This window comes from Caballeronia udeis (assembly GCF_044909315.1).
Lineage (GTDB): Bacteria > Pseudomonadota > Gammaproteobacteria > Burkholderiales > Burkholderiaceae > Caballeronia > Caballeronia udeis_A.
On sequence record NZ_JBIYEB010000015.1, the window covers coordinates 80,537 to 93,654 of the forward strand.

The 13,118-nt window shown below is 56.2% G+C and carries 18 protein-coding genes and 1 pseudogene; 2 read left to right on the forward strand and 17 right to left on the reverse strand.

The genetic code is table 11. The features are described from left to right. Window positions 1-151: 151 nt before the first annotated feature. Both ABH944_RS23435 and ABH944_RS23440 read right to left on the reverse strand, forming a co-directional pair. Window positions 152-826: a response regulator transcription factor gene (locus ABH944_RS23435; RefSeq protein WP_404609775.1), complete on the reverse strand. Its 675-nt coding sequence runs from the start codon at window positions 824-826 to the stop codon at window positions 152-154. A 39-nt stretch (window positions 827-865) separates the two neighbouring features. Continuing rightward, window positions 866-1,789 (reverse strand): LysR family transcriptional regulator, encoded by a 924-nt coding sequence (locus ABH944_RS23440; RefSeq protein ID WP_404609774.1) that lies wholly within the window; start codon window positions 1,787-1,789, stop codon window positions 866-868. Window positions 1,790-2,259: 470 nt separating this feature from the next. Here ABH944_RS23440 and ABH944_RS23445 point away from each other — a divergent pair, with 470 nt between their 5' ends. After that, window positions 2,260-3,426 carry a porin gene (locus ABH944_RS23445; RefSeq protein WP_404609773.1) on the forward strand — a complete coding sequence of 389 codons (1,167 nt, stop codon included), beginning with the start codon at window positions 2,260-2,262 and terminating at the stop codon, window positions 3,424-3,426. Window positions 3,427-3,662: 236 nt separating this feature from the next. Here ABH944_RS23445 and ABH944_RS23450 read toward each other — a convergent pair whose 3' ends face one another. Next, a complete protein-coding gene (locus ABH944_RS23450) occupies window positions 3,663-4,037 on the reverse strand; it encodes a hypothetical protein (RefSeq protein ID WP_404609772.1) in 375 nt (124 codons plus the stop codon). A 746-nt stretch (window positions 4,038-4,783) separates the two neighbouring features. Here ABH944_RS23450 and ABH944_RS23455 point away from each other — a divergent pair. Next, window positions 4,784-5,344 (forward strand): annotated as a pseudogene (locus ABH944_RS23455) (proton-conducting transporter transmembrane domain-containing protein); the annotation flags it as partial. Window positions 5,345-5,419: 75 nt separating this feature from the next. Here ABH944_RS23455 and ABH944_RS23460 read toward each other — a convergent pair. From ABH944_RS23460 to ABH944_RS23530, 14 genes are all read right to left on the reverse strand, one after another. Next, complete coding sequence (locus tag ABH944_RS23460; RefSeq protein ID WP_404609771.1) at window positions 5,420-6,481, reverse strand: tyrosine-type recombinase/integrase; 1,062 nt, start codon at window positions 6,479-6,481, stop codon at window positions 5,420-5,422. Further along, on the reverse strand, window positions 6,478-6,678 hold the full coding sequence (locus ABH944_RS23465) for a hypothetical protein (protein ID WP_404609770.1): 201 nt from the start codon (window positions 6,676-6,678) through the stop codon (window positions 6,478-6,480). Before ABH944_RS23465 ends, ABH944_RS23460 begins: the two co-directional genes overlap by 4 nt. Before the next feature lie 273 nt (window positions 6,679-6,951). Beyond that, complete coding sequence (locus ABH944_RS23475) at window positions 6,952-7,158, reverse strand: hypothetical protein (RefSeq protein ID WP_404609769.1); 207 nt, start codon at window positions 7,156-7,158, stop codon at window positions 6,952-6,954. Further along, window positions 7,155-7,514 carry a hypothetical protein gene (locus tag ABH944_RS23480; protein WP_404609768.1) on the reverse strand — a complete coding sequence of 120 codons (360 nt, stop codon included), beginning with the start codon at window positions 7,512-7,514 and terminating at the stop codon, window positions 7,155-7,157. The genes ABH944_RS23475 and ABH944_RS23480 overlap by 4 nt, the downstream gene beginning before the upstream one ends. Continuing rightward, window positions 7,507-8,148, reverse strand: a complete 642-nt coding sequence (locus ABH944_RS23485) for a hypothetical protein (RefSeq protein WP_404609767.1) — start codon at window positions 8,146-8,148, stop codon at window positions 7,507-7,509. Before ABH944_RS23485 ends, ABH944_RS23480 begins: the two co-directional genes overlap by 8 nt. A gap of 49 nt (window positions 8,149-8,197) precedes the next feature. Then, the gene (locus tag ABH944_RS23490; RefSeq protein ID WP_404609766.1) at window positions 8,198-8,785 is read right to left on the reverse strand and encodes a hypothetical protein; all 588 of its coding nucleotides are present in this window, start codon (window positions 8,783-8,785) and stop codon (window positions 8,198-8,200) included. Window positions 8,786-8,885: 100 nt separating this feature from the next. After that, window positions 8,886-9,362: a hypothetical protein gene (locus ABH944_RS23495; RefSeq protein WP_404609765.1), complete on the reverse strand. Its 477-nt coding sequence runs from the start codon at window positions 9,360-9,362 to the stop codon at window positions 8,886-8,888. Between the two features lie 9 nt (window positions 9,363-9,371). Further along, on the reverse strand, window positions 9,372-9,851 hold the full coding sequence (locus ABH944_RS23500; protein ID WP_404609764.1) for a DNA N-6-adenine-methyltransferase: 480 nt from the start codon (window positions 9,849-9,851) through the stop codon (window positions 9,372-9,374). Further along, window positions 9,841-10,071 carry a DUF7220 family protein gene (locus ABH944_RS23505; RefSeq protein ID WP_404609763.1) on the reverse strand — a complete coding sequence of 77 codons (231 nt, stop codon included), beginning with the start codon at window positions 10,069-10,071 and terminating at the stop codon, window positions 9,841-9,843. The genes ABH944_RS23500 and ABH944_RS23505 overlap by 11 nt, the downstream gene beginning before the upstream one ends. Before the next feature lie 181 nt (window positions 10,072-10,252). Next, window positions 10,253-10,561: a hypothetical protein gene (locus ABH944_RS23510; RefSeq protein WP_404609762.1), complete on the reverse strand. Its 309-nt coding sequence runs from the start codon at window positions 10,559-10,561 to the stop codon at window positions 10,253-10,255. Window positions 10,562-10,614: 53 nt separating this feature from the next. Then, window positions 10,615-11,250 (reverse strand): hypothetical protein, encoded by a 636-nt coding sequence (locus ABH944_RS23515; RefSeq protein WP_404609761.1) that lies wholly within the window; start codon window positions 11,248-11,250, stop codon window positions 10,615-10,617. Between the two features lie 18 nt (window positions 11,251-11,268). Then, window positions 11,269-11,454, reverse strand: a complete 186-nt coding sequence (locus ABH944_RS23520; protein ID WP_404609760.1) for a hypothetical protein — start codon at window positions 11,452-11,454, stop codon at window positions 11,269-11,271. Beyond that, window positions 11,451-12,260 carry a hypothetical protein gene (locus ABH944_RS23525; RefSeq protein WP_404609759.1) on the reverse strand — a complete coding sequence of 270 codons (810 nt, stop codon included), beginning with the start codon at window positions 12,258-12,260 and terminating at the stop codon, window positions 11,451-11,453. The genes ABH944_RS23520 and ABH944_RS23525 overlap by 4 nt, the downstream gene beginning before the upstream one ends. After that, window positions 12,199-13,062, reverse strand: a complete 864-nt coding sequence (locus tag ABH944_RS23530) for a PD-(D/E)XK nuclease-like domain-containing protein (RefSeq protein ID WP_404609758.1) — start codon at window positions 13,060-13,062, stop codon at window positions 12,199-12,201. The genes ABH944_RS23525 and ABH944_RS23530 overlap by 62 nt, the downstream gene beginning before the upstream one ends. Window positions 13,063-13,118 lie beyond the last annotated feature (56 nt).

Consider the following 13,118-nt stretch of genomic DNA (forward strand, 5'->3'; position numbering starts at 1 on the left):
GGTGTCAGTCATTCTGGAAGGATCGGGTTAACGCCCACGCGCGGGAAAAATGAAACTAGTTTTAGTTTCGGGAAAGCAGGAGGGCTTGACGAAACTCGAGCGCAACCACAAGGTGTTCAGCACCCTGCGGTTGCGCTCGATGATGAAGAGCTCAGTCCAGCAGATAACCCGAGCCGCGAATCGTGCGGATCGCCGGGCGGCCGGTGGAGTCATCCACTTTCTTTCTCAGGCGCCCGACATGGACATCAATCAGGTTGGTACCCGGATCAAAACGGCAGCCCCATACGCCTTCGAAGATCATCGTGCGTGTCAGCACCTGGCCCACGTGACGCATCATGAATTCGAGAACGCGAAATTCGGTGGGCTGAAGGTCGAGCACACGGCCGTGCAGTGTCGCGCGGCGGCGGACCAGATTGAGTTCGAGGCCATGCACGCGCAGGACGGTTTCGTTGGATGACGGTCCGGCCTTGCGTCGAAGCAATGCTTCCACGCGTGCGCGCATTTCATCGTGGGAGAAGGGCTTGGTGAGATAGTCGTCACCGCCGGCCCGCAGGCCGCGCACGCGGTCATCCACGTGACTCATTGAACTGACGATCAACACAGGCGTGTCTATGCCTACGCCTCGCATGGTCGTCACGATCGTGAGGCCATCCAGGTCCGGCAACATGCGATCGAGCGTCACGATGTCATACCGGCCGCCAATGGCCTTGGCGATACCGTCGCGGCCGGTGCGGGCAACCTGGACCGTATAGCCCGGTGCTGACAATGCGCGTGACACTTCCTGCGCCATCAGTTCGTCGTCTTCTATGGCAAGTACTTTTGGCATTACAACGCGCTCCAGAGTGGGGGATGCACGGAATGCACATCAAGCCGCGGCACGCAGTCCTGCCGCGTTATCAGGTGCGCGATACTGGCTCACCGAGAAGTCGATGAAATGCCGGACCTTCGCGGAGAGGTAGTTGCGGCCGGTATAGAGAATGGACACCTGGCGCATGCCGCCCGCTATCTGGAACTGGCCGAGGATGGGAAGCAGGAAGCCTTTCGCAAGATCGTCCTTGACCAGCGGGGCCGGCAGCAGTGCGATCCCCATGTCCGCGAGCGCAGCCGAACGAACCGTTGCACTGCTCGTGGCATGCAGCGCGTTGCCGGTCGCCACGCGATACACGCCGTTCTGGTCCGAGAATTCCCAATTACGCGCGGAGCCGTCTGAGATCGACAGCAGATGATGATGGGCCAGCGCCGCGGGATTCACCGGCGTGCCGTGTTGAGAGAGATAACCCGGCGAGGCGACCGCTACCTCCTTGAACGCGGTCAGATGACGGCAGACCAGTGACGAGTTGGGCAGGTTGCGATCCGCGGAAAAACCAACATCGAAACCGCCTTCTATCAACTCTATAGGGGAGTCGTAGGTCGTCACGTCAAAGCCAATGCGCGGGTATGCAGCGCGATACGCCGCGAGAAGATTGCTCAGGCCGCATGCCGCGTACGTGGTCGACGCCGCTACGCGCAGCGTGCCGCTGAGATCGCGGGTCGAGCGCACGAGGCTCTCTTCAATCGTATCGAGTTGCTGGATGATCGTGCGGCAACCATCCACATAGGCCTGTCCTGCTTCGGTCAACGAGAGCCGCCGGGTGGAGCGGTTCAGGAGGCGCATGTTCAGGTGTGCTTCCAGCATGCTGATGCTGCGCGTGACAGCGGCGGCCGACATGCCGAGTTGCTTGGCGGCCAGGCTGAAGCTGGTGAGATCGACGACGCGGGTGAACACGCGCATTGCTTGTAGCTGGTTCATGAAGGGCAGCCTGTATCGATTTGACTGACCGCATGATCTGCTACGTGACGTAACAAGGACGCGCCTGCTTCATTAAGTCTTTTTTAACTTTGTCGGCCGTTCTTAAGACAACCATAGATCAACAGCGTGGTGCATTCGATACACGCAAACCCTCGATGATGGAAATGAGACAAAACAGGAATGCCGCTCAAACCTAGCGTACGTCTGCGTTTGCGCTGACTGTCCAAACCTTGCTTTCGAAAACTGAAAATCTGTCATTCAGTTCGACCACGCTGCCGGGCGCCACTCGCTCCGTAGACTTCGATGCTCTGAGGTCAGGGCCGCACTCAACGCTGCATGTCTTCCCGCTCGAAGCACTATCTGCTTCGCTTAAGCGCTGTGTCAACGGCTGTGTCAACCGCTGTGACAACGTCAAGCAGCGTTGCAGGCTGCCTCCTGGCCCGGAACCCGTTATCTATGTGGAGTTCAAGATGAAGAAAGTTCTGTTGGCTGCAACTGTTTCCGGCCTTTTCGCTGTAGCCGCTCATGCACAAAGCAGCGTCACGCTATATGGCGTGATTGATGCCGGCGTGGTGTATGCGAACAACTCGCACACGCCGGGTTCGGCTTCGTCGGGTCAATCGTGGGGTGTGGGTAGCGGTAATGTGAGCGACACACTGTGGGGCTTGAGGGGCAGTGAAGACCTCGGTGGCGGCATGCACGCCATCTTCAAGTTGGAAAACGGTTTCAACGCGAACAACGGTGCGCTCATGCAGTCGAACGAGATCTTCGGTCGTCAGGCTTATGTGGGTTTGCAATCGAACCAGTACGGTACGGTGACGCTCGGCAAGCAATACGATTCAACGGTTGATTATCTGGCGCCGCTCTCGGAAGCAGGCCAGGGCCTGGGTAACAACCTTGCTGCCCACCCGTTCGACAACGACAACCTGGACAACAGCTTCAGCGTCAGCAACTCGGTGAAGTTTGCGAGCATTGATTACGCCGGTTTCAAGTTCGGCGGTTTGTACGGCTTTTCGAACAAAGCGGGTGCGTTCTCGGACAATCGCGCTTACAGCGCCGGAGCGTCTTACGCCAATGGTCCGTTGAGCATCGCTGCATCGTATTTGCAGATCAACAACCCAGGGCAGGGCGACAATGCAAATGGTGCGGTGTCGGGAGCGAATAACACGGCTACATTCGTCGCTGCGCGGCAACGCACGTTCGGCGGTGGTGTCAACTACGCTTTCGGCCCGGCCACGGTCGGGTTCGTGTACACGCATACGAAGCTTGATGGTCTTGATGCGATCAACATGAACGACGGTTATACGGCCTTGTCGGGTAACAGCTTGCGTCTGGATAACTACGAAGTGAATACGCGTTATGCGTTGACGCCGGCCATGAGTCTTGAGGGCGCTTACACGTTCACGAACGGCTCGTTCAACACGGCTGCCGGCGACGCGAAGCCGAAGTATCACCAGTTCTCGCTGCTCGCTGACTATGACCTGAGCAAGCGCACGGACGTGTATGCGGAAGGCGTGTTTCAACACGCGTCGGGTGGCGACGGTACGGTTCTGGGTGATGCGGACATCAACGGCCTGAGCCCTTCTACGACGAACAAGCAAGTGGCTGTGACGGTTGGTATGCGTCACCGGTTCTAAGCTGCAAGGATTGAGTGGGTAAATGATCGACGCCGCGTGTGTTCACGCGGCGTCGATTTTTTGTGTACGGGTGAGTATGCGATGTGTACCGCGGAGCTTAAAAGCAGTTGGGGCGGTGCGGAGGCGATAGGTTGTGTGGATGACGCCCAGGGTTCTTTGTGCCGCCCCGATCTACAGGTCGACCGGCTCCTCGCCGGTCTTTTGTAACGCGCGTTCGGTGATGACGTAAACCCCGATCAACTCGGTATCTGGCTCACTTCAAACGACTGCGGCACCGGCTTGACGATAGCGTCCTGCAGGCGCTCCAGGCTGGATTGAGGGATCGCAAATCCTGCCCAGCCGAGCCCGGTATGACGCAACAGCAGAACCACCCCGTCAAACAGCGGATTCTTGTCCAGATACCAGCACGGGTCAATCTCGATCACATAGTTATGCGTGCGCGACGGTTCTTGCGGCAAGGCCGGCAAGAGTCCCGAACGTATATGGCTGAGACGTTCGATCAGCAAGTCGACGTCGTCGACATCGAGGATTGCCGCGTTCGACCCGATATTGAAGCGTACTGCCTGACGCCCGGAATCGTGGACCGCCTCGACTAGTAGTGTTTGGTACATCGCGAAACTCCCAATGTGTAATCGGTCCATTCATTATGTAATTCCGGGAGTCGCGAAGTCTGAAACAACGCTATCGAAGCATGAAGTTTTTTTTAGATTTGACCGGATCGTGTGCGCTCCGATGGTGGCTGCAAGACGTCTGCCGGACATGGAAAGGTGAGCGCCCCGCCAAACATGCCAAGTAATACGAAATATTTGAAGCGGAAAACGCGGAAGCTAATGACGATTCCCGGGCGACCTCAGCCTGGAGTTTTCACGATGCGCGCGCTCGAATCGCCCGGCAGCGCGATACCACTTCACGGAGTCGCAGTTGAACGAATGCAGTCGCAGAAAATAAAAATGAAAGCATCGATGTAAGAAATGTCTGCAGTCATTCAACGGGACATCAAGTCATCCGATAGCTGCGGAGACGTCCCATATTTTGGGTCAATATCTACAAAATATTTTGCAATCGCACATTTTTACATTCCCTCCTTCACAGCAAAAATCCATTAAATCAAACACTAACGGGACATCAAAAAAATTTCATTGCTGCTGCGGTGCAAAATATTTTCGCCTGAATTATGCTCGTTAACCCGTAGCCCGAGTGCTCGCAATCGCTGACGAGTTTTCGTTTCCTTACGTCCGCCGTTTAACGCCGGATCATGGAAAACAGGCTGACGGTTAGCTTTCACTATTTCATTCCCGGCAGCGGCCATGCCTCAGGCAGTGCCGATCAGTGCTTAAAACAAGGTCTTATCTCAGCGATGTCATCCTTACCGCTTCTCAGTCTTGCCATCTGGCTTCCGATCATCTTGGGCGTCGCGATTCTCAGGATCGGGTCCGACCGCAACCCAATGCCTGCACGCTGGCTCGCGCTCGCCGGGTCCGCCATCTGCTTCATCGTCACGCTGCCGCTTGTCACCGGATTTGAAACGCATTCCGCCGCTATGCAATTCGTTGAGCGCGTGAACTGGCTGCCGGCTTTCGACATCTCGTACCACCTTGGTGTCGACGGCATCTCGATGTGGCTCACGGTGCTCACAGCATTCACGACCCTGATCGTGACCATTGCTTCGTGGAACGTGATCACGGTGCGCGTCGCGCAATATCTCGCGTCGTTCATGTTTCTGTCGGGGCTGATGATCGGTACGTTCGCCTCGCTCGACGGCATGCTGTTCTTCGTCTTTTTCGAAGCGACGTTGATCCCCATGTACCTGCTGATTGGCTCCTGGGGTGGAAGCGGACGCGTGCTGGCGGCCGTCAAGTTCTTCTTCTTCTCGCTGGTCGGCTCGCTGATGATGCTCATGGCGATGTTGTATCTCTATCAAAATAATCGCCCGCAAACCCAATACCAGTAAGGCGTTTCTAATATTTTCGAGAGAGTTTCTAATATTCTGGCGTTAAGCGGACTTCGGTATCGTCAAATGGATAGTGCTGACCGGCGCTTCCCGACCCTTGAAATAAATCTCTGTCGTCTTCGCATCGGTGTGCGCAGCAGCTATCCGAAGAGCCTTCATATCGTACCCAGCGCGCTGCGCATCGGTGAGCGCTTTCGCCCGGATATCCTTGATCGTGTAGCCATGCTTTCCCAGCTTCGCCGCGTTACATGCTCGACGCCAGACGCGCAACGCTGAGGTATCGGACCAGAAGCCACCTTCCTGGTTATGCACGACGTACTGAGACTTCACGCTGCCTGCTGTACGGGCTCGCTCAAGAACCGTCTCTATCTCGGCACTGATCGGCCAATCGACGGCCACACGGCTTGATTTTAGCGTCTTGGACGGCATGAAATGGATGACGCCTTTCTCGCGATCTACCCAATTGGCTGTCTTGTCGTCAGTCTTGCGCCAACGCAGATTGCGAATCTCTGTAGATCGCTGCACGGTTAGGTAGCAGAGATCGACCATGCACAGGATCATCGGGTCATCGATATTCGACCGGATTAAATCGAAATGATCGTTAGGGATATAGACATCGCGGGGGTCGGGCTTAGGCATCTTAATGCCGTTGCATGGGTTCTCCGCGGTCATGTAGCCTTCTTCCCGGCACCATTGGAAGAACCCGTTGAGGAACGACCGCATCATGCGTTTCATCGGTAACTTGTCGTGCCAGTTATTGCGCAGGAATTCTTTGACGCAGGCCGGGTCGACCTGATCGATATTGATGTCGGCAAAGTCTTTTTTCACCGGCTTTCCATAGTCTTCCCAGCGCTTTTCGCGGTGCGCGGCCTTGTGCGCATCGGTGTATAGGTCGACCAGCGCTGGGATATTGCCCAAGCCTTCGGGCCGCTCGCGCTTACGCATCTCGGCCGCCAGGCGCTCAAGCATCTTGCGCTCACCGTCGTCTACGCGGCACAGCTTGATCCAGCCGGCGCCCTTCGGCACCCAATAATAGCTGCCGCTCTTGGCATAGACTCGATTGGGGAGGCCATCGGGGACGGTGCGGCGACGTGCTGCGTTCATTTACACCACCCCAATGCAGAGATAACCACGGTAGGTTGATGATGCGAGAAGATAACGCGCTCAGTCGCGCCGTCAATCGAACCTAATTCGAAACCCATACCGCCAGTCTCATAATTAGGCTCGCCCGGATATTCGATGACCACCGGATGATGCCCGGGAAATTTTTGCAATTCTTCGATCAGTTCGGATACCGTCATTTGACAGACCTGAGCGTGCTGGACCGCAAGGGCGGTCGTTCTTGTTTTGATGGCGCTGAAGTCAGGCCAGCGCGCTTTTGGTTCAATGCTTCGAAGGTGGCCCAGGTCATAATCGGGCTACCGTCTCCGCAGCGGGCCACATTGACTGAAAACTCGCGCCGGAACCATTCTACTTGGTTGCTGAACCGCTTCATCCCTGTCACGCGCTCGAGATCGGCGGCAGTCATTAGCCTATCACTCATGCTCTCTCCCCATTCCCGCTACTAGCGGGAGTTACTCAGCTATTTCATCGTCGGCATCAAATGCATCCGAGTCTTCAAAGAGCAAGGAATGCGCACGATGCTCGAACAGAAATTTCTCAATCTCGTCGAGCAATCCCGGCCCGCGCCACATCTTGTCTCCATATGCAATGCTGCTCGAGGCGATACACTTCACCGATTTTTTGCACACTGTGCAGTACAGGTCATAGTCAGTGCTCACGATCCATCCCCGCTTCGTTGCGACTCGATAGCAGCGTCTAGCGCTTCTCGTGCCGTGTTGAAATATCGATCCTCGCCCGATACCACGAGATATTCCTCATCCTCGTTTTGGTCATAGACTTGGCATTGCCTGATCGACCCATCACGCAATGTCCACTGAACCCAGACCCGCTGCTCGATCATGAAGTCCAACCGCTCCGTATCCCGCCCACAGCCCGCAGCATTGCTGACCTCGGCAGTAGGGGTGGCGTGGGCTTGCACTTCGCGTTCAATGGCACGTGCAAAATCGAGAGTGCGCACGGCGCGGTCATAACCTAGATTGAGTTCGGCAAGTTCGAAAATCCGTTCGTCAGTCACGTGTCTTCCCCTTCGTTGGCCGCGCAGGAAGCGGCATCCAAAACTCAACTTCCTCAGTCGCAGTCTCAGGTCCGTTCGTCCACGAATCGCTGATCGTGAACTGCCCCGGACGATCGGTGTACGCATCAAACTCTACGAGCACCGGTTCGTCGCTGGTATAGCCGAACGAGTTGCCATCGGCCATCATCGCCAGATAGTTACCGGGCTTCGTCGGGAGCGCTTCAGGTGCGGACGTCCATGGATTGCTTGGCGCGGCGTCGCGGGTGGCGAGTCGGCGCAACGTGGCGGAAATTGCGTCCACGCGCGTGTCATCGTCGCTCTGCACGTCGAGCCGATCCAACATAATCAGTGCGGCGTCGATCTCGGTGTTACCTGTCCAACCAATTTCGCTCGCCGCCGGTCGCGCATCTGCGCCCTGCGTGGGGGAAATCGCCTTGCGCGCTACTTCCAGCGCCGGGGCAACATGCTGCTCGAATATGCCGCATTCGATCTCGCACGCGAGGACTTGCGCAACGTGGTTTATATAGCCACTCGGCGCAGCGTCGAGAATAGCCCGAGCAAACACAACAGGACGTTCAGCCCAACCAGCTTCTAAACTGGCATTCCAGATTGTTAGGATTTCTTGCTCAGTCATGATTTATCTCCGCCCATAGACGGAATCCCGTCGATTAGAATTGGTTTCATTACTTTCTCCTTGCAGCGTCTATTTGGCTCCTGCCCACGGGTGGGCCTCCTGCTGCCAGCGTCGCAAGCCCGCGAGCGGCTATGTTCCTTGCCATGTAGTCGGCAACGCTGCGCAATTCGTTAGGGTCGGTAGCGTCGGATTTTATGGCGTTTGCTCTCATCGAGATGATAGATACGTTCCCCTTCACATAGCCAAGTGATGGGATGTGCCTATCGATGGATGGGCTATTCCGCGATAACTTCCCGCCGAAGATCAATGGGATACCAAGAACCTTGCAAGTCAAATCGGCAGGTATCAGAGACAGGATGTCCTCCCATGTCAAGTCGAACGGCAGATCGTTCTTCGAACATCTGCATTTGATTGACCTAGTGATATGTCTCGACCATGTTTCGGCATCGTTTCTGCGTCGGTCGTCATACGCTGCTTTGATCTGTTTCCTCCGCTCCGGATTTGCCTCTGCCCACTGCTTGGCCTTGGCCTTGATCTTTTCCGTGTTGGCGGCGTACTGACGTTCGTGGAGTGCCTTAGCCCTGTCTGGATTCCTTATTCGCCACTCTCTGGCACGCTCTGAACTTGTCATTGCCATTTCAGCGATCTCCACACGGTATTGACGTCGCGAGCCATGGCCAGCAACGTCTTTGCGTGCTTATCTTTGATCCGTAGCTTCAACGTCTTAACGGCTTCCATCATTCCCCCTTGGCACCTTGTGCACTGAGGAGGGCGCGACACTCCGCGAGGACTAGATCAGGGTCGGTGTCCTCTGCGGGTACGCGCATCAACGAACTGCCGCTGGTGATCCTGTCTATAGCCGAATCAATGCGTTTCAGCAGACTGGCGACCACGCTTGGGTGCGGCACACTCGCGGCGGGACTGTCAGACTTGGCATCCCATGCGTCTTGCCATACGTGCCAAAGGTCCTCTTGATTGCTCATTTCAGCGTGTGTCGATTTCTCGAACGCGGCCCACGCACCATTTGATTCATCGGCAAGGATTTGCGCTTCCGGCGCGCTTCCGGTGGTCGGGGCGGTGGAGAGAGCTGCCATCCATACTGCATGCACAAGCGCGTCCATCGGCATGAGGGCCAACCGCTGTCTGTGCGCCTCAAACCATTCCTGCTCACTCGCTACAGATACCGCGAGATCAGGTGTGCTGGGGGTGGTCATTTCGTTCCTTTATGGAAGAGCTACGAATCCGAGGTTAGATTTCAGCAGCGCATCGACATTGTTTTGGCCGTAAGCGACGAGACATATGGGCGCACCAGAATTAAATGGCGCTCGCCGGCCATCGACATAATGGAAGTGCGGACGCCCACGGATAAACAGCACAGCATCCGATTTCCCCCATACGCATTCGTAGAACATCTTCGTTTCTGTCCGCGCCGGGATCAACGCGATTCCGTTTGCATGTTCGACCATTCGCCGCAGCCATTTAACGGCCTCCCGACCGAACGGCGGATTGCACCAGACACGACCACGCCATTCCTTCAGCAGTCCGTCGTCGGCTTCCGTGAAGTGCTGGGCTGCGGTTTCCCACGGCCGCACAGCGGGCGCGCATGGATCGAGATCGAATGAACCAAGCGGTGCGAGGATTTCGGGAGGCGTCAGCCATTCGTCATTCTTGAAAGCTGCGCTCTGATGCGAACTAAGCGCCATTTCCAGGCCTCTTGCCGAAATGGTTATAGGCACGGCGCAAAACGTAGCTGCGAACGATGCTGATTGCAGTGAACCAGAGGCCGATTGCGATGTTGTCATGAAAGGCCACATGGATGCCGAACAGCGGGAATATCGCGAGTTGCGATGCAAGCGCAACCAGATAGCCGATGGCGACATTGGTTAAAGTTTCGGCTAGCGATGCTCTCTTTGATTGACTCATCGTGCTTCTCCATTTCTAGTTATCAACCCATCCCCAATCCGAATCGTCGCCGTCATCCCCGACTTCCGCGCCACAAGCTCTAATACCGCAACGATGAACGCATGCTCTATCGCGAGCGTTGGCTTCCTCGCGGAGAGATAGGCCATAGCAGCGGTGAGGAAGGGGCGGGAGAGAGGGTCGGTCATGGTGAGCCTGTTGCTTTTGCGATGGCGCCACGCATATCTTTGGCCCAGATATCTGTCGAGTCACCGTCAGGATCGATGATTGCCATGAACGCCACGGCAGCATCGAGCAAATCAGGAGCCGCAGCGATCAGGCGACCATTGGCTTGGGCTTCGTCCATTGACGGAAACCAAGGGCTATTGTCACTCCAGCTAAACGACGCAATCTGCTTATCGCCAGCCTTGATGACGCACAACTTGGCGTACTGCATAGCGGCAACTTTTGTCGCGTCGATGTAGGCCCACGGCCCCGATGTATGCGTTGTCATTTCCCAATCCTCTCAATTAGCGCCCATCGCAGCAGATGCGCGGACGCTCGTGGTTATGCTTCGATGCGCGTTTCGTCTTGGGCGAGGTCGCTATTGGCGAAGGGATCGGCATCCGTTCCGATCTTGGCCGCTGCTGCCTTCTTCTTCGATTCCTTCGGCAACTTGATCTCTGCCTGCTTCTCGCTCGGCGGCGTCAAGGTGATCTCGATCTCGGTTTTGCTCATGTGATCGATATACCCGCGCACCTCAGCTGCTGGCTTCATGTACGCATTGCAGGACATCAGCACAGAGCCACCTTCCTGCGGATCGCCAACGAAGTCATCGAGACGAACCTCAGTCAGCTTGATATCCGACTTCTCGGTGGCGCCACGATGGAACGTGATCTCGTAGCCGTCGAGTTCCTTGACGAAGTGCAACGGCGTGACGACGTTGATGCATTTGCGCTTCGTCAGTTCGACATCCTGGCGCGGCAGCGACAATTCTCCCTGGCCTTCCGCGCTGGCAGCAGGCTTGCCCGTATCGCGCTCGTAGAATGCAGTACGCGCGTGTTTGTCGAACTCGTCGAGGATCGTGTTGGCGACGACCCACTCGATACGGACGCTGCAACCATAGTCGCGCTTGTCGCCCTTGAATTCTTCGACGCCGGTTACCTTCTTGATTTTTACGAGCTTGCGATCAAACGAGATCATCTTTACTTCTCCTTGTGGTTACTTCGGAAGCCGCGCGTCGATATCGCGGATACGGGAAATGATTAAGCTCGGCAACGCCATAACCTGGCCGCCGTCGAGTGCTGCGAGCGCTGGTCGCAACAACTCTCTGTCCATCGGCTTGAGCGTGTCCACGTGCTTGCTGATGCGGCCGAGCGCTTTCCAGAGGGGATCGGTAGAGGTCATGACAGTTCCACTCGGCGCAGGCGATATGCTTCGGCCAGTTCATCGGCCTGATCACCATCGAAGTCGCGCACCTCATCCATGATGAGATCGAGCACATCAAGGTCCGTTGCGCCCTTGATGTTCGCCATGATTTTGTCGAAGCTGCTGATAGGCTCAGTTGTGGCGGGTTGTGCGGGCGCGCGCTTGGTGCTCGTGGATGCGCTCTTAAGCTCTTTCACGCGTGCATTGAACGCGTCTTGAGCCTTCTGCGCGTCGATCTCGCCCGTGAGTTTCATCGCCTTTACCTTGGCTGCATTGAGGCTATTACGATCAGATGCCGCAGCGATGGCTGTGAGCACGTCGGCAAGCGTCACGACTTCGAGCGGAAGAATAGTGTGCTGCGCTTTCTTGCCCTTCGTCGCGGTCAAAGACAGCGATATTTCGCGTTCGATGTGGCTCAGATGGCTGATTCGAATCCCGCCCACGACCATCCCGCCAAAGCGCACGGCCTGATCGTTATAGAGTGTCATCGACTTGCCGACCCAGCCGCGACCGTCCTCACCCCACGCGAAAATGAGAAGCTTGCGCATGGTCTTACAAGGCTTGTACGGGCGCCCCTCATCGTTCTCGTAATGAAGGATCACGGGCTGATCGTCGCTGCCCATGCGGACATCGGTGACGGTGATAGTCGCATCGCCGCCCAGCAATTGCTCTGCGTTGAGCTGGTCCGATTTCGGAACGATGGTACTGCGAAGGTCTGTAACGTCAGACATAGGAAATCTCCACTTCTTGAGATGTAAAGGCATACGGCGGAAGATCGATTTCAACCGTCTTATTCGCGTATCCGGGCCATTTTTTTGTGCGCAGACATTCCTCGTACACGTCCAGCAGGCGACGCCATTCGAGATAACCTTCCTCGCGGCTTTCCTTTCCGAGCGTGTACGATGCAGCCGCATACGGGTATTCAGTTTCGACGGCGACGAACACGAATTTCTCGACAGTGACGCGCGCCGCGATGCTGAAACCTTCCGAGTAGAAAGTGTCCTGCACGTGATATTTCTTCCTCGCACACTGCCGACGAAACTCTTCCGCTGCTGCGCTGCTAAACGTTTTGACGTCCAGCAAAACAACTGACGACTCCGAAAGCGGATGCACGAAATCAGGACGGCAGCGGCATTCAACGCCCGTAATCGAGTCACGCCAGAATGCTGATACCTCAGCTTTTCCGCTTCCTAGATATCGGTTGATTTCCGGTAGTGCGCGCACCGATTCAGCCTGGCGCATAGCAGTCTCGAACTGATCCTGCTGAATCGCGATGCGCCCTAAGCCTTTGTTGCGCTCTACAAACTCCTTCCAAATATTTGTGCTTCTGTTCACGGTCGGGCCGACGACATAACGCCGTTCGAATTGTTCCGGTTCAAGAATTGAACAGTGCGCCAAGTTTCCTTCGAGTTGTCCCGCTAAGGCGCGACGCGGCGGCCGATTCGGGTCCAACACGCGTGCATGGAAGATCGCTGGCGACTGCGCGATGAGATCGAGCCCTGACTTGCTGATGCCAGGCATCGAGTGGTAAACATCGATGCTCAGCGAGTGGTCAAGATAGGCCGGCGAGGTCAGTTCAGAGTTCACGCTACACCGTGGATAGAGAGGTAGATCGAAACAGCCAGGAACAGCACCGGGCCAAG

Bases quoted from the DNA above. Each gene is read 5' to 3' on its own strand.
- ABH944_RS23490 (WP_404609766.1), bottom strand. From the start codon at position 8,785: ATGGCAATGACAAGTTCAGAGCGTGCCAGAGAGTGGCGAATAAGGAAT.
- ABH944_RS23520 (WP_404609760.1), bottom strand. From the start codon at position 11,454: ATGACCTCTACCGATCCCCTCTGGAAAGCGCTCGGCCGCATCAGCAAG.
- ABH944_RS23495 (WP_404609765.1), bottom strand. From the start codon at position 9,362: ATGACCACCCCCAGCACACCTGATCTCGCGGTATCTGTAGCGAGTGAG.
- ABH944_RS23440 (WP_404609774.1), bottom strand. From the start codon at position 1,789: ATGAACCAGCTACAAGCAATGCGCGTGTTCACCCGCGTCGTCGATCTC.
- ABH944_RS23510 (WP_404609762.1), bottom strand. From the start codon at position 10,561: ATGACAACGCATACATCGGGGCCGTGGGCCTACATCGACGCGACAAAA.
- ABH944_RS23445 (WP_404609773.1), top strand. From the start codon at position 2,260: ATGAAGAAAGTTCTGTTGGCTGCAACTGTTTCCGGCCTTTTCGCTGTA.
- ABH944_RS23505 (WP_404609763.1), bottom strand. From the start codon at position 10,071: ATGAGTCAATCAAAGAGAGCATCGCTAGCCGAAACTTTAACCAATGTC.
- ABH944_RS23465 (WP_404609770.1), bottom strand. From the start codon at position 6,678: ATGACGGTATCCGAACTGATCGAAGAATTGCAAAAATTTCCCGGGCAT.
- ABH944_RS23460 (WP_404609771.1), bottom strand. From the start codon at position 6,481: ATGAACGCAGCACGTCGCCGCACCGTCCCCGATGGCCTCCCCAATCGA.
- ABH944_RS23485 (WP_404609767.1), bottom strand. From the start codon at position 8,148: ATGACTGAGCAAGAAATCCTAACAATCTGGAATGCCAGTTTAGAAGCT.
- ABH944_RS23500 (WP_404609764.1), bottom strand. From the start codon at position 9,851: ATGGCGCTTAGTTCGCATCAGAGCGCAGCTTTCAAGAATGACGAATGG.
- ABH944_RS23450 (WP_404609772.1), bottom strand. From the start codon at position 4,037: ATGTACCAAACACTACTAGTCGAGGCGGTCCACGATTCCGGGCGTCAG.
- ABH944_RS23515 (WP_404609761.1), bottom strand. From the start codon at position 11,250: ATGATCTCGTTTGATCGCAAGCTCGTAAAAATCAAGAAGGTAACCGGC.
- ABH944_RS23435 (WP_404609775.1), bottom strand. From the start codon at position 826: ATGCCAAAAGTACTTGCCATAGAAGACGACGAACTGATGGCGCAGGAA.